22 protein-coding genes are annotated in these 19,921 nt (G+C 67.4%); 8 read left to right on the top strand and 14 right to left on the bottom strand.

What is annotated here, in order from left to right; all coding sequences use genetic code 11:
• Nucleotides 1-138: 138 nt before the first annotated feature.
• The gene (locus ABDZ81_RS04315; protein WP_343772637.1) at nucleotides 139-309 is read left to right on the top strand and encodes a DUF7331 family protein; all 171 of its coding nucleotides are present in this window, start codon (nucleotides 139-141) and stop codon (nucleotides 307-309) included.
• A 24-nt stretch (nucleotides 310-333) separates the two neighbouring features.
• Here ABDZ81_RS04315 and ABDZ81_RS04310 read toward each other — a convergent pair whose 3' ends face one another.
• Together ABDZ81_RS04310 and ABDZ81_RS04305 are read right to left on the bottom strand one after the other, a co-directional pair.
• Nucleotides 334-930 carry a uracil-DNA glycosylase gene (locus ABDZ81_RS04310; RefSeq protein WP_343772636.1) on the bottom strand — a complete coding sequence of 199 codons (597 nt, stop codon included), beginning with the start codon at nucleotides 928-930 and terminating at the stop codon, nucleotides 334-336.
• 646 nt (nucleotides 931-1,576) lie between these two features.
• Nucleotides 1,577-3,475 (bottom strand): ABC transporter ATP-binding protein, encoded by a 1,899-nt coding sequence (locus ABDZ81_RS04305; RefSeq protein ID WP_343772635.1) that lies wholly within the window; start codon nucleotides 3,473-3,475, stop codon nucleotides 1,577-1,579.
• 356 nt (nucleotides 3,476-3,831) lie between these two features.
• Here ABDZ81_RS04305 and ABDZ81_RS04300 point away from each other — a divergent pair, with 356 nt between their 5' ends.
• Together ABDZ81_RS04300 and solA are read left to right on the top strand one after the other, a co-directional pair.
• The gene (locus ABDZ81_RS04300) at nucleotides 3,832-4,686 is read left to right on the top strand and encodes an aldo/keto reductase (RefSeq protein ID WP_343772634.1); all 855 of its coding nucleotides are present in this window, start codon (nucleotides 3,832-3,834) and stop codon (nucleotides 4,684-4,686) included.
• Between the two features lie 137 nt (nucleotides 4,687-4,823).
• Nucleotides 4,824-5,984, top strand: a complete 1,161-nt coding sequence (solA, locus tag ABDZ81_RS04295) for an N-methyl-L-tryptophan oxidase (RefSeq protein WP_343772633.1) — start codon at nucleotides 4,824-4,826, stop codon at nucleotides 5,982-5,984.
• Here the strand turns inward: solA and ABDZ81_RS04290 are convergent.
• From ABDZ81_RS04290 to ABDZ81_RS04280, 3 genes are all read right to left on the bottom strand, one after another.
• The gene (locus ABDZ81_RS04290; protein WP_343772632.1) at nucleotides 5,981-6,181 is read right to left on the bottom strand and encodes a hypothetical protein; all 201 of its coding nucleotides are present in this window, start codon (nucleotides 6,179-6,181) and stop codon (nucleotides 5,981-5,983) included. The genes solA and ABDZ81_RS04290 overlap by 4 nt on opposite strands.
• Nucleotides 6,182-6,329: 148 nt before the next feature.
• Nucleotides 6,330-7,199, bottom strand: coding sequence for a proline dehydrogenase family protein (locus ABDZ81_RS04285; protein WP_343772631.1), 870 nt, complete (start codon nucleotides 7,197-7,199; stop codon nucleotides 6,330-6,332).
• 101 nt (nucleotides 7,200-7,300) lie between these two features.
• Nucleotides 7,301-8,056: a helix-turn-helix domain-containing protein gene (locus ABDZ81_RS04280; RefSeq protein WP_343772630.1), complete on the bottom strand. Its 756-nt coding sequence runs from the start codon at nucleotides 8,054-8,056 to the stop codon at nucleotides 7,301-7,303.
• Nucleotides 8,057-8,148: 92 nt separating this feature from the next.
• On the opposite strand from ABDZ81_RS04280, the gene ABDZ81_RS04275 reads away from it, so the two are divergent.
• Nucleotides 8,149-9,687, top strand: coding sequence for an aldehyde dehydrogenase family protein (locus ABDZ81_RS04275; RefSeq protein ID WP_343772629.1), 1,539 nt, complete (start codon nucleotides 8,149-8,151; stop codon nucleotides 9,685-9,687).
• Nucleotides 9,688-9,919: 232 nt separating this feature from the next.
• On the opposite strand, the gene ABDZ81_RS04270 is transcribed toward ABDZ81_RS04275, so the two are convergent.
• From ABDZ81_RS04270 to ABDZ81_RS04250, 5 genes are all read right to left on the bottom strand, one after another.
• Nucleotides 9,920-10,927, bottom strand: coding sequence for a proline racemase family protein (locus ABDZ81_RS04270; RefSeq protein WP_343772628.1), 1,008 nt, complete (start codon nucleotides 10,925-10,927; stop codon nucleotides 9,920-9,922).
• A gap of 27 nt (nucleotides 10,928-10,954) precedes the next feature.
• On the bottom strand, nucleotides 10,955-11,272 hold the full coding sequence (locus ABDZ81_RS04265) for a DUF8026 family protein (protein ID WP_343772627.1): 318 nt from the start codon (nucleotides 11,270-11,272) through the stop codon (nucleotides 10,955-10,957).
• A gap of 2 nt (nucleotides 11,273-11,274) precedes the next feature.
• Nucleotides 11,275-12,741, bottom strand: coding sequence for a sodium-dependent transporter (locus tag ABDZ81_RS04260; RefSeq protein WP_343772626.1), 1,467 nt, complete (start codon nucleotides 12,739-12,741; stop codon nucleotides 11,275-11,277).
• Nucleotides 12,742-12,856: 115 nt separating this feature from the next.
• Nucleotides 12,857-13,180, bottom strand: coding sequence for a DUF7521 family protein (locus ABDZ81_RS04255; protein ID WP_343772625.1), 324 nt, complete (start codon nucleotides 13,178-13,180; stop codon nucleotides 12,857-12,859).
• Nucleotides 13,181-13,182: 2 nt separating this feature from the next.
• Nucleotides 13,183-13,527, bottom strand: a complete 345-nt coding sequence (locus tag ABDZ81_RS04250) for a helix-turn-helix domain-containing protein (RefSeq protein WP_343772624.1) — start codon at nucleotides 13,525-13,527, stop codon at nucleotides 13,183-13,185.
• 105 nt (nucleotides 13,528-13,632) lie between these two features.
• On the opposite strand from ABDZ81_RS04250, the gene ABDZ81_RS04245 reads away from it, so the two are divergent.
• The gene (locus ABDZ81_RS04245; protein WP_343772623.1) at nucleotides 13,633-14,025 is read left to right on the top strand and encodes a hypothetical protein; all 393 of its coding nucleotides are present in this window, start codon (nucleotides 13,633-13,635) and stop codon (nucleotides 14,023-14,025) included.
• Here ABDZ81_RS04245 and ABDZ81_RS04240 read toward each other — a convergent pair.
• A complete protein-coding gene (locus ABDZ81_RS04240; protein ID WP_343772622.1) occupies nucleotides 13,990-15,078 on the bottom strand; it encodes a CNNM domain-containing protein in 1,089 nt (362 codons plus the stop codon). The two genes, ABDZ81_RS04245 and ABDZ81_RS04240, sit on opposite strands and share 36 nt — an antisense overlap.
• Nucleotides 15,079-15,252: 174 nt before the next feature.
• Between ABDZ81_RS04240 and ABDZ81_RS04235 the strand changes: the two genes are divergently transcribed.
• Together ABDZ81_RS04235 and ABDZ81_RS04230 are read left to right on the top strand one after the other, a co-directional pair.
• Entirely contained in the window at nucleotides 15,253-16,113 is an 861-nt protein-coding gene (locus tag ABDZ81_RS04235; RefSeq protein ID WP_343772621.1) for an aldo/keto reductase, read from the top strand.
• A gap of 130 nt (nucleotides 16,114-16,243) precedes the next feature.
• Nucleotides 16,244-16,651, top strand: coding sequence for a hypothetical protein (locus tag ABDZ81_RS04230; RefSeq protein WP_343772620.1), 408 nt, complete (start codon nucleotides 16,244-16,246; stop codon nucleotides 16,649-16,651).
• Between the two features lie 15 nt (nucleotides 16,652-16,666).
• Here ABDZ81_RS04230 and ABDZ81_RS04225 read toward each other — a convergent pair whose 3' ends face one another.
• The 3 genes from ABDZ81_RS04225 to ABDZ81_RS04215 form a co-directional block, all read right to left on the bottom strand.
• Complete coding sequence (locus ABDZ81_RS04225; RefSeq protein WP_343772619.1) at nucleotides 16,667-16,951, bottom strand: DUF6360 family protein; 285 nt, start codon at nucleotides 16,949-16,951, stop codon at nucleotides 16,667-16,669.
• A gap of 170 nt (nucleotides 16,952-17,121) precedes the next feature.
• Nucleotides 17,122-18,897, bottom strand: coding sequence for a nitrite/sulfite reductase (locus tag ABDZ81_RS04220; RefSeq protein ID WP_343772618.1), 1,776 nt, complete (start codon nucleotides 18,895-18,897; stop codon nucleotides 17,122-17,124).
• A 195-nt stretch (nucleotides 18,898-19,092) separates the two neighbouring features.
• Nucleotides 19,093-19,407 carry a DUF8134 family protein gene (locus ABDZ81_RS04215; protein ID WP_343772617.1) on the bottom strand — a complete coding sequence of 105 codons (315 nt, stop codon included), beginning with the start codon at nucleotides 19,405-19,407 and terminating at the stop codon, nucleotides 19,093-19,095.
• Between the two features lie 317 nt (nucleotides 19,408-19,724).
• On the opposite strand from ABDZ81_RS04215, the gene ABDZ81_RS04210 reads away from it, so the two are divergent.
• On the top strand, nucleotides 19,725-19,856 hold the full coding sequence (locus tag ABDZ81_RS04210) for a hypothetical protein (protein WP_343772616.1): 132 nt from the start codon (nucleotides 19,725-19,727) through the stop codon (nucleotides 19,854-19,856).
• The last annotated feature ends 65 nt before the right edge of the window (nucleotides 19,857-19,921 follow it).

Genomic DNA, 19,921 nt, shown 5'->3' with positions numbered 1-19,921 from the left:
GGGGAAGTTCCTTCCGCTTCGCGCGACAGTCGCCGGGGGCGGATGAGTTGTGAGCCGACGGGACCGGCCCGCGCAAGCACCCCAATAGATTGGTAGCGCGCTTAACCTGCTCTGGCGGCTAGAACTGCTGCACAGCCGATGTTCTCATCAGACCGCTTCGAAAACGCGATCGAGGAAGAGGAGTTCGAGGGCGTCCCGCGCTACGGCGCGATCCGGATCGAGGACGGTTCCGTCGTCGTGTACGATCGGGACGACGACGACGCCTGGATCAGGTCCGACTACTCCGTCGAAATCGGGGAGCGGGGGTAGCTTCGGGAAACACTGCGGCGGAGCTCAGAAGTCGCCGAGCCGCGCCTGGCCGTCGCCCGAGTCCTCGACGCCCGCGAGGTCGGCCGCGGTGTCGATCGTCTCGGCGAACGTCTCGCGCTGGCTCGGGTCGTACAGCGTCGCCGCGGGGTGGACGCTGACCAGCACGCGCCGGGGCGCGCCGGCGATGCGGGTTTCCGTGACGGTGCCCGCTTCGTTCGTGACGCCGACCGACCGTTCGAGCAGGTGCTCGCTGGGAACTTTGCCCAGCGTGACGATCACCTCGGGATCGAGCAGGTCGAGTTCCCGTTCGAGGTACTCGCGACAGTTCGCCAGCTCGTCGTCGGTCGGATCGCGGTTGTCCGGCGGCCGGCAGCGCACGCAGTTGGTGATCCGAACGTCCGCCCGCGCGAGTCCGGCGTCCCGCAGCGCGTCGTCGAGGACGTCGCCGCTCCGCCCGACGAACGGCTCGCCGCGCTCGTCCTCGGTGGCGCCCGGCGCCTCGCCGACGAACACCAGGTCGGCGTCCTCGGGCCCGACGCCGCTGACGATCCGGCTGCGCGACTCGCAGAGCTCGGGACAGCGCTCGCAGGCGGTCACCGTCAGCCCGTCCATCTGCTCCATACTCGGGGGCGGCGCTCGGGGTACTACTTTGTTCGGGTTCTAGGATCGTGAGCGCTCGGAACGTCTGGCAACACGAACGTCTCGACTGGTACCGGATCGATCCCAGTAATTCCCGCAACCGATACGGATGATTCCATCTCGAAAGCCCTCGCCCGCTCGACGGCTCTCGTCCAGATATCCTCACTACGTTCGGATAGAGCTGGACGAGAGCCGTCGACCCCGCTTTGCCCTTTCAGTCCGCCAGGATCGGCATTGCGCGGGTCGCCGATGGCGACCACGCGCAGCCCGGCCCTTCCCCGTCGGTGCGCCACGAGGGCGCACCGGGCCGTGTGGATGCGGTGGCGCGCGCTGTCGAGCCTTCATGGCGAGACAGCGTCGCGCGAGGGGCGAAGGAGGGAGCGACGCGACCGAGTGAGTCGGTTGGGGAGGACGAGGGTACGGTGGGAGGGAATGAAAGGGGCCGCCGTGCTCGATCCGGTGAGGCGACGCAAGCACTGGACTGAGCGACTGAAAGGAGCGAAGGAAGCGCGCAGCGAGCCGCAACCGGTCGAGCGTGGCGGGGGCTTTCAGTGAGTTCGCAGTCATAACAGCAGTTCAAGAGAGCACGGCGGGGGCTTTCAGGGAGTTGTCGCCAATCACTCCCCGCTCACGTCTCGCCGCCGTCGGCTTCCACCGAGCCCACGTCACCGACCTGCGCGCGCCAGAGCCGGGCGTAGTGGCCGTCTTCCCGCAACAGCTCGTCGTGACTTCCACGCTCCACCACCTGCCCGTCCTCCAGCACGACGATCGTGTCCGCGCCGGTCACCGTCGAGAGCCGGTGGGCCACGGTGAACGTCGTCCGATCCGCCGCCAGTCGATCGAGCGCGCGCTGGATGCGCCGCTCGGTCTCGGTATCGACCGCGCTGGTCGCCTCGTCGAGCACGAGCATCGCGGGATCCTGCAGGAAGATCCGGGCGAGCGCGATGCGCTGGCGCTGCCCGCCGGAAAGCTTGACGCCGCGCTCGCCGACCTCGGTGTCGTAGCTCTCGGGTAGATCCCGGATGAACTCGTGAGCCTCCGCCGCTTTCGCCGCCTCGACGACGGCGTCGTGATCGGCGTCGAACTGGCCGTACCGAATATTCTCCGCGATCGTCCCGTCGAACAGGAACGTGTCCTGACTGACGTAGCCGACCTGTCGACGCAGGCTCGTCAGGTCGTACTCGCGGACGTCCCGGCCGTCGACGCGGACCGCGCCGTCGGTCACGTCGTACAGGCGCATGAGCAGCTTGACGAGCGTCGACTTGCCCGCGCCGGTCGCCCCGACGAGCGCGACCGTCTCGCCGGGCTCGGCTTCGATCGAGACGCCGTCGATCACGGTCTCCGCGTCCTCGTCGGCCATCAGCGCCGAGTCGTAGGCGAAGGTCACGTCGTCGTACTCCACGCGCCCGTCGGCGTCGGTCAGCTCGACGGCGTCGTCGGGATCGTCGAGGTGGACCGGAATATCGGAGAGGCCGAACACGCGCTCGGCGGAGGCCTTGGCGTTCTGGGTCTGGTCGACGATGTTCGAGACCTCCGCCAGCGGCGCGACGATCCGCTGGGTCATGAACACGAACGTGACGAACGTGCCGACCTCGACGGGCTCGGTGAGAACGAGCGGCGCGGCGCCGGTCATCAGCGAGTACCCCCCGACGAGGAAGGTCGCGGTGAACGCGACCCCCGCGAGCAGTTCCATCCCCGGCCGGTAGAAGTAGCTCAGTCGCAGCACCGACATCACCTTCCGGTAGAGATCGTGAGCGGCGCCGTCGACGCGGTCGACCTCGTGGGGTTCGCTGGCGGTGGTCTTGGCGAGCTCGACGCCGCTGATACCGTTCTCGATGCGGGTGTTGAAGTCGGCGACCGACTCCTGGCGCCGCCGGTACCGCGGCGCGATCGCTCGCATGAACCACCACGTGAACCCGACCATCACCGGCACCGCGACGAGCGTCACCAGCGCCAGCTCGGGGTGCAGCTTGAATAGCACGGCCGCGATCCCGGCGACCATCACGACGAGCCGCAGCGAGTTCATCAGCGCGTCGTCGAGGAACCGCTCCAGGTTCGCGGCGTCGTTGTCGAGGATCGCCATCACCTCGCCGGTCTGCTTGTCGTCGAAAAAGGCCATGTCCAGAGCCAGCAGTTTCTCGAAGCTGTCCGACCGGACGGCGTACATCACGCCGTGGGCGAACTCGTTGCCGACGACGCCGTAGATCCACGTGAACGCTGCGGTCACCAGAAAGGAGCCGCCGATCAGCGTCACGGAGAACCAGAACTGCGGCTCCGCGCCGACCGGGATCCACGCCTGGGGCACCAGCGGCAGGGTGTAGGCCCGATTCCCCGAGAACAGCGAGTCGATCGCCGCGCCGAGGACGACCGGCGGCGCCAGCGAGGCCACCTGCGCGATCACGTTCGCGACCACGCCCAGCACCATCCAGCGCCACCGCGGGACGCCGTACTCCCGGAACAGCCGGACCAGCGGCCGGTCGACGTGCTCGCGGTAGCGCTCGAACGCGCTGGACTCCTCTTCGCTCATTACAACCGTGCAAGCCGGCCCGTTTCAAAGACCCCGCGACTTCGAACGGACTTGCCGGGACGCGATGACGATGCGCTGGCGTCGTGACGTCAACTCCGCCGCGGCGTCGGGACGCCGACTCCGCCGGGCGCCGTGACGCCGTTTCTATCCCAGCGTCGGGACGCCGACTTCGCCGGGCGCCGTGACGCCGTTTCTATCCCAGCGTCGGGACACCGACTTCGCCGGGCGCCGTGACGCCGTTTCTATCCCGGCGTCGGGACACCGACTCCGCCGGGCGCCGCAGCGACCGCCCCCCGGCTCCGGGCGACGCCGCCGCTACCCCCATCCCTAACCGGACGAGCGCCCACGGTACGCGTATGGTAACGAACGAGAGCGACGCCTTCGAGCTCGGCGGCACCGACGAGATTCATCGACTGGGCTACGGCGCCATGCGCATCACCGGCGAGGAGATCATCGGCGAACCCGACGATCCCGAGAACGCCCGCGACGTGCTCCGCCGAGCGGTCGATCTGGGCGTCGACTTCATCGACACCGCCGACTCGTACGGTCCCGGCGTCAGCGAGCGATTGATCCGCGAGGCGCTGCTCTCGGATCCGGAGTACCGCGACGAGGTCGTCGTCGCGACGAAGGGCGGCCTCCTCCGGAATCGGGACGGCGACTGGCTCCCGAACGGCGACCCCGACTACCTCCGGAACGCCGCGCTGGCGAGTCTCGATCGGCTCGGCGTCGACGAGATCGACCTCTACCAGTTCCACCGCCCCGACCCGGACACGCCGTTCGAGGACTCGGTGACGGCGATCGCCGAGATGCAGGACGAGGGGCTGATCCGCCACGTCGGCGTGAGCAACGTCGACGCCGAGCAACTCGACAAGGCTCGCGAGATCACCGACATCGTCACGGTGCAAAACGAGTACAACCTCGGCAACCGCGAGTCCGAGGACGTCCTCGAAGCCTGCGAGGACGCCGGGATCGGCTTCATCCCGTGGTACCCGCTGGGCGCGGGCGACCTCGGCGAGAAGGAGCAGGTCCTCGACGAAATCGCCGCAAATCACGACGCCTCCCGCTACCAGATCGGGCTCGCCTGGCTGCTCGAGCATTCCGACGTGATGCTCCCGATCCCCGGCACGTCCTCTATCGAGCACTTAGAGGAGAACGTCGCAGCGTCGTCGATCGACCTCTCCGACGAGGAGTACGAGCGGCTGGCGGCGTAGGACCGCCGGTGCGGTAGGGGGCACACCTTTTTTCGTCGCGAACGATGGCCGCGTATGATCGACTCCGAGCGCCGCCGTCCGAGTGTCGCCGCCGAGCGCCGCCGTCCGAGTGTCCGCGTTGACGCCGACGCGCACCCATGAGTGACGCCGACAGCTACGACGCCATCGTGATCGGCGTCGGCGGGATGGGCAGCGCGGCCGCGGCCCACCTCGCCGAGCGGGGCGCCGACGTGCTCGGCCTCGAACGGTACGACGTTCCCCACTCGATGGGCTCGTCCCACGGCGTCACCCGGATCATCCGGCTGGCGTACTACGAACACCCATCCTACGTCCCGCTGCTCCGCCGCGCCTACGAGCTCTGGCGGGATCTGGAGGCCGACTACGACCGACAGCTCCTGCACGTGACCGGATCGGTCGACGCCGCGCCGCCCGACGACCCGCTGTTCGAGGGGTCGAAGCGCTCCTGCGAGGACCACGACATCCCCCACGAGGTGCTCTCGAGCGCCGAACTGGGCGAGCGATTCCCCGGCTACGACCTGCCCGAGGACCACATGGCGGTGTACCAGCCCGACGGCGGGTTCCTCTGGCCCGAGCAGTGCATCGTCGCCCACGTCCAGCGCGCCCACGCGAACGGCGCCGAGATCCGGGCGCGCGAACGAGTGCAGTCGTGGGAGTCGACCGGCGGCACCGGCGCCGACGACTCCGACGACGGCGTCGTCGTCGAGACCGACCGCGGAACCTACGAGGCCTCGAAGCTGGTAATCGCGGCCGGCGCGTGGGCCGCCGAGCAGGTCGACGCGCTGGAAGGGATCGCCGTCCCCGAGCGCCAGGCGCTGGGCTGGTTCCAGCCGACCGCGCCGGAGCACTTCTCGCCAGAGAACTTCCCGGTGTTCAACCTGCAGGTGTCCGAGGGTCGCTACTACGGCTTCCCGACGTTCCACGTTCCGGGGTTCAAGATCGGGCGGTACCACCACCTCGACGAGACCGTCGATCCCGACGAGATGGACCGCGAACCGAACCGCGAGGACGAGGCGATCCTCCGGGAGTGTACCGAGCGCTACTTCCCGGCGGCCGCGGGCCCGACCCAGCGCCTCGCGACGTGCATGTTCACCAACACTCCCGACGAGCACTTCGTGATCGACCGGCTGCCCGACCACCCGCAGGTGTCGGTCGCGGCGGGCTTTTCGGGTCACGGGTTCAAGTTCGCCAGCGTCGTCGGCGAGATCCTCGCGGACCTGACGCTGGCGGGCGGGACCGACCACGACGTCGGGATGTTCTCGATCGATCGGTTCGACTAGCGCTCCCACGCGCTCGGCGCGTACCCCAGCCGCGCGACGAGCGGCCGGTACGCGACCGCGACGACGAAGGCGATCACCAGCTCGACCCAGAGTCCGACGTCGCCGACGAGCACCCGCACGGCGGTGAGCGCCAGCAACAACAGGACCACCAGGGCGACGTAGTGGGGGACGAGCTCCAGCAGCTGGTCTTTGTCCATAGGTGCCGTTTATCTGCGATCCGATAAAACAGTGGGCTTCGCGTTCCGGCGCTCGGGCCTCGCGCACAGCTTGGCCCGACGGCGTCGCGTGCCGTCAGTGCGTCGACGGCGTCGCGTGCCGTCGGTACGCCGGCGGGGTCGCGGTCCGCTATCCCGGTACAACACCCTGAACGACCGCTCGCGCGGCGAACAGCAGGTTCTCCTTGCGTTCGCGGACCCGCCGATAGAAGTACAGGAGCCAGCGCGATCCGTACGGGACGTACTGGTAGACGTCGACGCCCTCGGCGGCGAGTTCGCGCTGGGCGTCGTCGCGGACGCCCATGAGCATCTGGACCTCGTAGGGCGTGCCGTACTCCTCGTGCAACTGGCGGGCGTACTCGATCATCTCGGGGTCGTGGCTGCCGACCGCGACGCCGCCGTCGCGGTGCTCGAACGCGTCTTCGAGCAGCGTTTTGTAGGCCTCGTTCACCCGGGACTTCTCCTTGTAGGCGATCGACTCCGGTTCGTCGTAGGCGCCCTTGACGAGCCGTATCTTGCCCGGGACGTCCGCGAGGCGATCGAGGTCGTCGCGGGTGCGCTTGAGGTTCGCCTGCAGGCACAGCCCCACGCCGCCGTCGTGCTCCCGGGCGAGCTCCTCGTAGGCGTCGAGCGTCGCGTCGGTCGTCTCGTAGTTCTCCATGTCGACCCAGACGAACACGCCCCGCTCGTCGCCGCGCTCGACGATCCGCCGCAAGTTCGCCGCGAACTCGCCGTCGGAGATCTCGAGACCGATCTGAGAGGGTTTGACGGAGATGCAGGTCTCGGGGCCGGACGGCGCCGTCTCCTCGGCCGCCGCCACCTCGTCGATCATGTCGCGGTACGCCTCGACGTCGCCGGACGCCACTTCGGGGTCGTCGTGGTGTTCGCCGAGCAGATTGAGGATCGTCCCGACGCCGTCCTCGCGGTTCTGCGCCGCGTGGTCGAGCGCGGCCGACGGCGTCTCGCCGGCCACGAACCTGCTAGCTACGGGCGGAATCATTGCTCTCCGTAATGCTGGGACTCCCGTGATATAATCTCGGACCCGACCAAACTATCCGGGGAGAAACGGGAGAAAGAAACCTCTGGCCGAATCGGCGCCGATCAGAGCGAGTCGGTCGCCTCCTCGATCGCCGGATCGAGAAGCTTGGCCTCCGCCTGTCGGAGGTGCTCGAGCAGCGTCGTCTTCGAGATATCCGCCTCGTCGGCCAGTTCGCGGGTCGTGATCCCGCGGGGCCAGTCGTAGTAGCCGTGCTCGCAGGCCAGCTCGAAGATGTCGCGCTGGCGCTCGGAGAGCAGCCCGACCCGGTCGACGATGTCGTCGCCGACGGTGTCCTGGGAGCTGATCTTGGTGACCGTGATGTCGGCGTCGTGGGATTCGCGCACTTCCTCCAGTCGCTCGTGGAGCTCGTCCCTGTCGACGTCGTCGACGAACACGGACCAGTACTCGGTGCCGTCGCGGATCCGGACGGGCGCCTCCTGGATGAACCCCCGCGAGGCGAGCGCGTCGCTGATCGTGTCCGTCGGGTCGTACTCGACGAACAGTTCCCGCGTCGCGTTGCCCGGCGCGGTGCCGCCGTAGTCGTGGGCGTACCTTCGTTGCATCTCCACGACCGAGTGGGTGAGCCGCGAGTCGGCGGCGGCGTCGATCAGTTCGTCGATGTCGTCGGTCGAGTCGCCGTACACCGTGAAGTGGCCCTTGACGTGACCGTCTGTCGCGTTGTACACCGAGTGTGCGAGCAAGTTCGCCGGCGCCGCGTCGGTCACTTCCAGCGTCCAGCAGTTCGGATGCCAGATCTCAAGCGTGAGGACGGTTCCGCGCGCTCGCCGTTCGCCCCCCTGTGCCTCCGTTTGTGCCATCTTACTACGGATAGAGCGTCAGCGGGGATAAACTAGTGGACCCGACCATGGGAGGGGTGGGTTTCTATCCGCCGGCTAGCCATGAAGAATGTATGAGTCAGACAGCCGACGCGGAGACACACCGACACTACATCGGCGGCGAGTGGAGCGACGGCGCGGGCGAGGAGACGTTCGACAGCGAGAACCCGGCGACCGGCGAGACGCTGGCGACGTTCCGCCGCGGCACCGAGGACGACGTGGACGCCGCGCTCGCGGCGGCCGAGGACGCCGAGGAAGCGTGGCGCGAGCTCTCCTACATCGATCGCGCGGAGTACCTCTGGGACATCTACCACGAGCTGCGCGAGCGCCACGAGGAGCTCGGCGAGATCGTCACGAAGGAGTGCGGCAAGGAGATCAGCGAGGGGAAAGCCGACGTCACCGAGGCGTGGCACATGGTCGAGTGGGCGGCAGCGAACGCCCGCCACCCCCACGGCGACGTGATCCCCAGCGAGATCGCAGACAAGGACGCCTATATGCGCCGCAAGCCCCGCGGCGTCGTCGGCTGCGTGACGCCGTGGAACTTCCCGGTCGCGATCCCGTTCTGGCACATGGCCGTCGCGCTCGTGGAAGGTAACACCGTGGTCTGGAAGCCCGCCGAGCAGACGCCGTGGTGCGGCCAGATCATCGCCGAGATGTTCGAGGACGCCGGCATCCCCGACGGCGTGTTCAACATGGTCCAGGGGTTCGGCGACGCCGGCGCGGCGATCACCGAGGACGAGCGCGTCGACACCGTGCTGTTCACGGGATCGGCGGAGGTCGGCCTCGAAATCGCCAGCAAGGTCGGCGGCGAACCCGGCAAGCTCGCGGCCTGCGAGATGGGCGGGAAGAACGGCATCGTGATCGCCGAGGACGCCGATCTGGACATCGCCGTCCACAGCGCCGTGATGTCGAGCTTCAAGACGACCGGCCAGCGCTGCGTCTCCAGCGAGCGCCTCATCATCCACGAGGACGTCTACGACGAGTTCAAGGAGCGGTTCGTCGAGGTCGCCGAGAACGTCGCCGTCGGCGACCCGCTGGAGGAAGGCACGTTCATGGGGCCGGCGATCGAGGCCGAGCACGTCGAGAAGATCCACAGGCACAACGAGCTCGCCCGGACGGAGGGCGCGAACGTGCTCGTCGATCGCGCCGACCTCGACGCCGACGAGATCCCCGACGGCCACGAGGACGGCCACTGGGTCGGCCCGTTCGTCTACGAGATGGAGTACGATAGCGACCTGCGCTCGCTGCAGGAGGAGTGTTTCGGCCCGCACGTCGCGCTGATCGAGTATTCGGGCGACATGGACCGGGCGATCGAGATCCACAACGACACCGACTACGGGCTGGCCGGCGCCGTCATCAGCGAGGACTACCGCAAGATCCACCAGTTCCGCGACGAAGCCGAGATCGGGCTGGCGTACGCGAACCTGCCCTGCATCGGCGCGGAGGTCCACCTTCCCTTCGGCGGCGTCAAGAGCTCCGGCAACGGCTACCCCAGCGCCCGCGAAGTGATCGAGGCCGTCACCGAGCGGACGGCGTTCACGCTCAACAACTCGAAGGACATCGAGATGGCCCAGGGCCTCTCGGCCGACATCACGACGCAGGACGACGACTGAGCCGCCGCGGCGGGCGGCCGTCGCTCGACGGCGGTCCGTCCGCACCTCGGCGAAATCCCATAGCACCCGTTTGCAGTACTGGTTCGCTTTCCTTCGAGATTCAATACGTCGTTACTTCGAACTCTGAAGTCACTATACTTTGAATATCGAACCCGAGGAACTGCGGCTCCCTGTAAGCGGATAGCGACGCCAAATAGAAGCTATCGGTATCGGCCGCGCCGCTCGCTCCCCGTCAGCTCCGGAGCGAGAACCCGCCCAGGTCGTCGCGCTCGTCGCGCATGAACGTGTGTCGACCGGTGATGTACGCCGACCCGGTCACCTCCGGCGTCGCCACGTCGATGCCGTCGCGGCGCTCGACGTCGACCAGTCGCCCGGTGAAGCGCGTGCCGATGACGCTCTCGTAGCGGTACGGCTCGTCGACGCTGAGCTCGCCCTCGTGGTGCAGGAGCGTCATCTTCGCGCAGGTGCCGGTGCCGCAGGGCGACCGGTCGACCTGCCCGTCGCCGAACACGACGACGTTGCGGTCGGCGTCGCCGCCGCGCTCGTAGAACTCGACGATCGACACGCGGCGCTCGTCGCCGGTGAAGGGATCGACGATATCGAGGCGGTCGTTGACCGCGCGCCGGATGGCGGTGCCGTACTCGACGAACGCGTCGACCGAGGCCGTCTCGACGGACAGGCCGACCGCGTCGGCGTCGACCATCGCGAACACGTTGCCGGCCGATACCACGTCCACCGGCACCGAGAGCGGTTCCTCTCCGCCGTCTCGGTCGATCGAGACGGTCACCGCGTCGTAGACGAACGACTCGACGTTTCGCACCGTGACGTCCTCGACGCGGCCGTCGGCGACCGTCGGTCGGGTTTCGACGAGGCCGGCGGGCGTCTCGACGGTGACGGTCTCGGCTGGCGAGAGCTGGCCCGTCTCGATCAGGGCCGTCACGGCGCCGATCGTCCCGTGGCCGCACATGTCCAGGTAGCCCCGGCTGTCCATGAAGAACAGCCCGAGGTCGGCGTCCTCGGCGGCCGGTTCGACCGGTACCGCGCCGAACATGTCGTCGTGCCCGCGCGGCTCGCACAGCAGCAGTTCGCGCAGCCAGTCCAGTTCGTCGGCGAACCGGTCGCGCTGGGCGGCGACGTCGCCGCCGCGGATCTTCGATCGGTCGAACCCGCTGGTGACGATTCTGGTCGGTTCGCCGGCGGTGTGCGTGTCGAGCGTCTCGACGAGAGTGTCAGTTTGCATCGTGAAAGAAGGTCGCACGCGGTCGGACTACAGTCGCTCCAGCTCTTCTATCTCATCGTCGCTCCAGTCGTAGAACGGCTCGTCGATCTCGCGGAGCGTTTCGACGCACTCGTTGTACCGCTCTCTGGCCTCGTCGGCGTACGGATCGGCGGGGTTCGCCTGAACCCATTCCCGGAGGTCCGCCATCGCCCGCGGCGAGTAGGTGTCGATCTTCCCCTGATCCCTGATGAGATCCAGCTTGCGGTCCTCGTCGTGCATCGACCGCCAGATAGCGGCCGTCCCGCCGCCCCACAGGACGGCCATCATGAGGAGCATCACGACCCACGTGGTGAGCGAGAGCGCCACGATCAGTCACCCCCCTTGGGCGCGGTAACTGCATCGCGGTCCGAGCTGTCCGGAAGCACTCGCATGACTGCGATGCTCGCCGCCGTCAGCACCGCCATCAGCGCGATGCCGCCGATCATCAGCGTCTGGTCGCCCGTGCCGACGCTCGTGTACGCGCCGTAGCCGATGATGAAGATCATCACGCTGGGGATGACGTACTTGATGATGCCGTCCCACCACGAGCCGACGTAGATGTCCGAGTTCCGATTCAGGTCGAGGACGCGTGCGCGTTCGGGCCCCAGTTTCCAGCCGATGAGCCCGATGATGGCGAGCGTCGCCAGCGGGAGCCCGAAGTTCCCGAAGATGTAGTCCATCGAGCCGAGGAACGACGACGAGTAGGCGCTCGGCAGGCCGAGCAGCCAGATCGCGCCCGACACCGTCAGCACGGACTGGTTCCTGCTCAGTCGCGTCTGTTCGGCGATCGTCGTCACGCCCACTTCGGTGATCGCGAGTCCTGACGAGAACGTCGCGAAGAAGAAGCCGAAGAAGAACATGATCGCCCACAGCTGCCCGCCGACGAGCTGCGGGAACACCTGCACGAGCGAGATGAACATGAGGTTCGCGCCGGCGGTGGGTTCGAGGCCGAACGCGAACACGACCGGGAACACCGCGAAGATGGCCAGGAGGCCGATCGCCGTGTTCCCGAGGGCGGTGAACACGCCGCCGCCCAGCGCCACGTCGTCGTGCTTGCGGAGGTAGCTCCCGTAGGTCAGCGCGATCCCCCAGCCCAGCCCGGTCGAGAACAGGGCCTGACCGAGGGCGGCGACCCACATGTCTCCGCGGAAGAGGTAGCTCCAGTCGGGCGTGAACACGAACGCGAGCCCGTCCATCCCGCCGGACAGCGTCACGCCGCGGATCGAGATTGCGATCAGCGAGAGGATGAGGAACGGGATCATGTACTTCACGACGCGCTCGATCCCCTTCTTGATCCCGAACGTCAACACGACCGCGATGGTCGCCATGACGACGGTGTGGGTGCCGATCGTCAGCAACGGCGAACCGGAGAACGAATTCCAGAACGGGGTGGCCTCGAACCCGGACTGGAAGAACGTCGGCAGCAGGGAGTGGCCGGCGTAGTACATCGACTGCCCGATGATGGGCGCGTAGTACGACATCAGCGCCACGTTGACCACCACGACCACGAGCGCCAGCCCGGCGTACCGCTTGTCGCCGAGGATCTGTCTGAACGATCCGATAACGCCTCTCTGGGTGTATCGGCCGAGCATCGTCTCGGCCATCAGCCCGGGGATGGCGATCACGAACAGGAGCAGGACGTAGGCGATGAGGAACACGCCGCCGCCGTTCTGCCCCGTCGTGTAGGGCATCCGCCAGATGTTACCCGCGCCGACCATCGCGCCGAGCATTGCCATGAGGAACCCGAACCGCGTCCCCCACTCTTCTCTCGCCGTTCTCGCGCTCGCCTCTGACATGATTACTCATGACAGTCTCAAGCACTCGCTGCGGGTATACTTCCTCCCTACCATGGTCGGGCTTCGGAGAACGGACGGCCGGCGGCGGCGCACCCGTCGGACGATCCGCCGCCCGTCAGGATTCCATCCGAAGCGCGTACAGTATCGTCAGCATTCCGGCGAGCTGGCTGGTCTGCTGGATCACGAGCGCGATCGAGCGCCCCGTCGTCGAGAGCACGAGCTGAGCGGGCAGCAGCGCCAGCGGCACGCCCAGCGCCAGCAGGAAGCCGACGCCGATGTACAGCATCGGGCGGGAGTCGTTGCGCTTGTACCCGCGGTAGGCCTGGTAGGCGATGAACAGCCCGACGATCGCGCTGGCGATGCCGCTGAGCTGGCTGAACCAGATGATGTAGTCGGGCGGTCGGAACGTCTCGGCCAGCTGGAGGACGATCGGTTCCACGGTCAGATCCCCTCGATGAGTTCGGTGAACCGGTCGGCGATGTCCTCCCGGCGGTCGACGTCGAGGTGCAACTCGCCGTCGCGCAGCTCGACGGTGATCCGATCCATGTTCGTCGAGTACACGGTCCGGTGGTGGCCCCCCTCGGGGTCGGGCTCGGTCTGCTCGACCAGCAGATCGAGCTCGCGGAGGTCCTCCAGGCGCCGGTACACCGTCGGCTTCGAGGCGTCGCAGCGTTCGCTCAACGTGTTCGCTGACATGGGTTCCAGGCTCGTCTGGGTGAGGATCGTCCGGGCCGTCGCGTCCTCCAGCATCGCCGCGACGGCTTCGATCTCGCTGTCCTCACTCACTGTACGCGTCTCGTCGGCCGAATCACATAAATCGGTATCGCCGACTGCAGCGCGTGAAGTCGCGCTGGCAGTACTACGTCGCTCCGGCGCGTCCTCTCGACTGTGATGCCCGCCACCGCAACCTCGAACGGCGACCCCGAAGCACCGATCCTCGATCGTCTCGCCCGGCTGTACCGCCCGCTACAAACGACCGCGGTCGCGCTGACCGCCTTGACTGTCGCGGTCGGCGTCTGGGCGGCCGCGACGCTGTCCGATCCGATGACGATTCGCTGGACGCTCGGCGCCGACGGCGGCCTCGTCGCGGACCGCACCGCCGGCAGGCTCTTCGGGAGCCTGCTGCTCCCTGCGTTCTCCGTCGGAACGGTGCTGGTCTGCGCGGCGATCGCACGTCTCGTCCGCGATCGCGCCGCGGGCGCGCTCGCCTACGGCGTCGCCGCGCTCACCGTCGTCGCGCTCTGCGGTTCAGAGCTGCTTCTCGTCTGGCTCAACCTGGGGTGAGTCGTACTCCTCGTCCATCGGATCCCGGAGCTCGCCCATCACCTCCTCGACGGCGTCGGTCGTCGTCACGAGGCCGACGATTTCATCGTTCTCGGTGACGAGCGCGAGTTCCTGGCCGACCTCCTGGAACCGATCGACGACATCGCTGACCGAGTCGTCGGTGTCGACGGTCATCGTGTCGTGGGCGATCTTCTCCAGGTCGACGTTGCCCTCGCCGAACCGCTCCCACTCGCGGGTGAGCTCGGGGACGTAGATGATCCCCTTGAACTCCGAGAGGTCGTCGCCGACCAGCGGGAACCGGGTGTGTGGCGACTCGGTGACTCGCCGGACGTTCTCGGCTGCGTCGACCTCCGTCGAGAGCGAGACGATGTCGTCGCGGTCGACCATCACTTCCTCGACCGCGGTGTCGCCGATCTCCAGGGCGGCCAGCACCTCGCCGCGGCGCTCCTCGGAGATGTCGCCCTGTTCCAGGACCTCGCCGAGCTTGTTGCGAAGCTCCGCGCGGGACTCGATGACGTCCTCCTCGGTTTCGAGCCACGCGCCGGTCATCTCGACGCCCATCAGTCCGAGCGTCCACTTCGCGACCGTGTCGCCGACGTTGATGATCGGCGAGATGATCCACGTGAACCAGTACAGCGGCGTCGCGCCGTACCGGCAGACCGTCTTCGAGCGCTCGACGCCGAGGTACGTCGGCGTCTGCTCGCCGTGGGTCAGGTGGACGAGGTTGATGATCAGGAACGCGATCACGGCGCCGCCGCCGACCGCCGCCAGCACCGAGCCGGCGAACAGCGGCTCGAAGATCGCCGCCAGCGCCGGCTCGGCGACGATCCCGACCGCGATGCTCGACGCGGTGATGCCGACCTGACAGCTCGTCAGGTAGATCTCCAGGTCGTCGGTCATGTCCCAGGCGCGCTGGAGCCCCGCCTCGGCGAACTCCGACTCGGGGTACTGCCGCGCCCGTGTGAGCGCGAACTCGATCGCGACGAAGAAGGCGTTGGCCAGGATCAGCCCCAATCCGGCGATGATCCGCAGCACGATCCAGAGGGGTTCCATTCTCGCCGATTCCTTCGTCGTTGCGATAGGAAAGTCTACTGTTTTCGTCGCATGCCGTCCGACAGATCCGGCGCTCGCCGCCCGGTTCGATCGCCGTACGCGGTCGCCAGCGGTGTTTCGCACGTTCGGCGGCGTATCGCCACGACTTAGGCGCCCACCTCCGTCCGGACGCCCATGACCATCGAGGACAGCGGCACGTTCGACATCGGCGGCGAACTGACGGTCCGCCGGCTCGGCTACGGCGCGATGCACCTGACCGGCGAGCACGTCACCGGTCCGCCGGCCGACGAAGCTGCCGCGCGCGACGTGGTCCGGCGCGCGGTCGATCTCGGCGTCGACTTCGTCGACACGGCCGACTCGTACGGCCCCGCGGTCAGCGAGCGGCTGGTCGGCGAGGCGCTGGCCGGCGACGCGGTGGACGGCGACGACGTCGTCGTCGCGACGAAAGGCGGCCTGGTTCGCACGGTCGACGAGGAGTTCGAGTGGGACCGCCACGGCCATCCCGGTCACCTCCAGCACGCCGCGTACTGCAGCCGCGACCGGCTCGGCGTCGACGAGATCGACCTCTACCAGCTCCACCGCGTCGACCCCGAGATTCCGATAGAAGACTCGGTGACTGCGCTCGCCGAACTGAAGGACGAGGGTGTCATTCGCCACGTCGGTCTGAGCAACGTCGACGTCGAGCAGCTGGACCGCGCCCGGGACGTCTGCGAGATCGCGACCGTGCAGAACCAGTACAGCGTCGTCGAGCGCGAGCACGAGCCCGTGCTGGAGGCCTGCGAGGAGTACGGCGTCGGCTTCATGCCGTGGTCGCCGATGAACTCGGGCGACCTGGAGGCCAAGGCCGACGCGCTCGACGCCGCCGCCGAGGCTCACGACGCGACCCGGCGCCAGATCGCGCTGGCCTGGCTGCTCGAACGCTCCCCGAACCTGCTCCCGATCCCCGGCACGGCGTCGGTCGACCACCTGGAGCAGAACGTCGCGGCCGCCGGGATCGAGCTGACCGACGACGAGTTCGCCCGGCTGGCGGAGTAGCGGCGTACGGACGCCGCTGTGACGCGGCGTCGCCCGACTGTCGCTCTCGCAACCGCGGCCATCGCCCGACTGTCGCTCACTCGACGGCGGCGCCTGCAACTGTTTTGTCCGCCGCCGTCGTACTGTTCGTATGTCGCGCGAGGATCTCACCGACGACGAACGCGACGCGCTCCACGAGTTCCAGCTGGCCGCCGAGTACCTCCAGCGAGCGTACGGCGACCTGCTGGAATGTCACCACGCTGTCGGTCACGCGATGGACCGGATGTCCGACGCCGAGGAGCTGCTTCGCGACGCCGGCCACGAGGAACTGGCGGACGAACTCCGCCACGAGCACCTGCCGGCCGGGGCGATCGAGGACAAGTGGACCTACGAGATCGTCGAGGAGTTCCGCGACGGCTTCTACGCGGATCTCACCGACTACGAGGCCGCGGTGCGGGAGGAACTGGCCGACGGCGAGCGCCACATCTCCGAGAAGCGACAGCGCGACCAGCTCCGGGAGCGCGCCGCCGACGGTCTCGCCGAAAGCCCGGGGGAGTAGGCCGACGATCGACCGCTACTCCGACTGCGCCGACTCGACCTTGTCGGCGTGCTTCTCGAGGTCCGCCGCCAGCGTCCGGGCCTGCTCGGGCGTCAGGTGGACCTCCTCCATGTGGGCCGGCAGGTACTCCTCGGTCATGTTGTCGAGTTCGAGCTGCAGTTTCACCTCGTCGGGGTCCTTGCGCGGCGAGGTGGCGTTCAGCACCGCCAGCGAGTCGTCCTCGAAGTCCTGTCCGGTCACGGTCGCGTCGATCAGGTCGAACGTCGTGTAGGCGTTGACCTTCATCAGCCGATCCGTCATGTCCGGAGCGTGGTGGCGGGCGTACTTAGCACCCGCGACAGTCGGCCGCGATGCCACTGGACGTTCGCGAATCTGGTATCGCTCTCACGACGGTCGTTCGCAAGAAAAGACGTCGAACCGAGCGACGGGACGACGCCGCGCTTGCCGTTCTTCGACGCGCTGCGTTCCGCTTAGTCGTCGGACGGGAGCGGCTCGCCCTCCGCCGTCGCCGGCGCGGGGCTGGCGTCCATGTCGTCGTCCTCGGCGTAGGGGTACCAGGTCTTCTTGGTATTGTGCATCATCGGGTCGTCGTAGCTGGTCTCCTCGGGCTCGACTAGCTCGGCGAGTTCCTCGTCGTCGCGGTCGACGACGAACTCACGGAACGTCTCGCCGTCCTCGCGCAGCTCGGCGTAGCTCCGGATAAGGTTCTGGATCGCGCCGGGCACCTCGTCGGCCGGGACCCGCTCGGTCACCCAGGAGGCGAACTCGGGGTTCTCGCCGAGGCCGCCGCCGAGACCGATGTCGAGCGCTTCGACCGGCTCGCCGTCCTTGCGCGTCTTCATGCCGCGCAGGGAGACGTCGGCGATCTGGGGCTGGGCGCAGGATGCCGTGCAGCCCGAGAGGTGGATGTGGAAGTCCTCGACGTCGTCGGGCAGTTCGACGTTGTCCTTGAGCCAGCGGGCGTAGCGCACCTGGCGGTTCTTCGTCTCGACGATCGAGAGCGAGCAGAACTCGGTGCCGGTACAGGCGATCGAGCCGCGCATGAACGGGTGCGGATCGGGGCTGTAGTTATCGAGCAGCGGCTCGTCGAGCAGGTCGTCGAGATTCTCCTCGGGAACGTCGGTGAGGATGACGTTCTGGCGCTGGGTGACCCGTGCCTCGCCGCTGCCGTACTCGTCGGCGATGTCGGCGAGCTCGATCACTTCGTTGGCGCCCATCCGGCCGACGAGCACGTCGAGGCCGACGTAGTAGTTGCCGTCCGCTTGCTCGTGGACGCCGACGTGGTCCGCGTGGCCGTGGTCGACGCCGGCGTTGTAGGAGTACTCGTCGCGGTAGTCCTCGCCCGCGGTGTGGAGCTCGAAGTCGACGTACTCCTCCTGGAGCACGTCGCGCATCTTCTCGGTGCCCCACTCGTCGACGAGGAACTTGATGCGGGCGTTGTAGCGGTTGTCGCGGTCGCCGTAGTCCCGGAACAGCCCGGACATCCCGCCGGCGACGTCGGTGGCCTGCTCGGGCGTGACGAACACGTCGATGTCGCGGGCCAGGCGGGGCTCGTTGCGCGAGAGGCCGCCGCCGACGCGGACGTTGTACCCCTCGACCTCCTCGCCGTCGATCTCCTTGGTCGCGGGCTCGAAGGCCAGATCGTTGATGTCGCCCTGACCGCAGCCCTCGGAACAGCCCGTGACGCTGACCTTCCACTTGCGGGGCAGGTTCGCGTAGTCGGAGTTGCCCTTGAACGTGTCGTGGAGTTCGTGGGTCGTCTCGATGGCGTCGACGTGCTCGTGCTTGTCCTTGCCGGCGACCGGACAGCCGACGATGTTCCGCCAGGAGTCGCCGCAGGCCTGCAGAGTAGAGAGACCGACTTCTTCCAGTTCGTCCCAGATGTCCGGTACGTCTTCGATGTTGATCCAGTGGAGCTGGATCGCCTGTCGCGTGGTGAAGTCCGCCCAGCCGTTGCCGAACACGGGGTTCTCGGCGGGGCCGGTCGAGTACTTCTTGGCGATCTCGCCGATCTTGCGGAGCTGGCCGGGCTCGAGAATGCCGGCCGGCGGGCCGATCCGCATCATGAAGTAGCTCTCCTGTCCGGCGCGCTGGTGGTACAGACCGTACCACTTGAACCGCTCGAACCAGGCGTCGTGCTCGTCGTCCGGGATGGCGTCCCAGCCCTCCTCCGCGAATCGCTCCATGTGGTCACGGATGTCCGTTCCGTAGACCTCGTCTTTCCATTCCTCGACGTCGGTAGGCATGTATACCTTCTCTATACGTCCCCGGCTTAAACGCTGCCGTCTCCCGTCAGTTCTCCCCTCGTCTCGCGCTTACCGGAAAACGTTGCCTGGCAGGGGTTTGCATGGCGCGTGCGGGTGTTCGTCACCAACGCGAGGAGAGTCCACTCGGCGCGTCTCCTCGGCGAATTCGAGGTGCGAGCGCGTCGATCGACGGTGTCACTCCTCGGGCTCGACCAGCGACTGGAACTCGCTCGCTTCGTAGGCGTGGAACTCGCCGTCGACGATCCGACCGACCGGAAAGTCGTCGATCGAGTCCTGGTGGCCGCACTCGATGCACTGACCGATCGTCCCGACGACGACCTCGTGGTGGTCGATGCCGACGTCGTAGAACGACTCCAGAAGGACGTACGCGACCTCGCAGTCGCAGAAGTCGTAGTGCGCGAGCGGCCAGATGCCGCTGTTCGAGACCGCCCGCGAATCGTTGATGCTGATCCAGGCTCCGTCGTCGAGCGTCCGCACGGCGACAGTCATTGTTTAAGTACAACGCGCCCAGCCACCTTAGCCCCTCGGCGCCCACAAGGCTTACCGCGGATATGACGATTCGATTCCCGTACAACCGACAGACGGGAACGGTATCACGTCCGATAACGGCGACCGAGAAACAGGATAATAGTTCTGGTATTTGGGAGCCCGGGTAGGGTTTGTTGGTGAAGCTCTTTTTTAAGGTGATGGCGATAGTACGGACGTGTGATGACAGACCGTTCCCGCGGAGAGCGGGCGTCGCGACAGATCGCGTCGGTAGACGTCGCGCCGGAGCTCTACGAGGGACACGAGACGGAGGATCAGCGATGACAAACGCAACACCTACTCACGAGACTGACGAAGAAGAGCCGGAGGACGACCATCTCGCGGATATCGAGGAAGGGGCCGGCTGCACGGAGATCTGGGAGCACCTCTCCGAGCAGCGCGACGACGACTGACGCAGCCGACGCGGACCCCCTACCCGTCGAGTAGGGGGCTTTTTTACGCTGCCGCTGCTAGCCCG

It is taken from the genome of Natronoarchaeum mannanilyticum (assembly GCF_039522665.1).
In the GTDB taxonomy this organism is placed as follows: Archaea; Halobacteriota; Halobacteria; order Halobacteriales; family Natronoarchaeaceae; genus Natronoarchaeum; species Natronoarchaeum mannanilyticum.
Note: the sequence above shows the minus strand (reverse complement) of the source record. Positions and strands in the feature narration are given on the sequence as shown.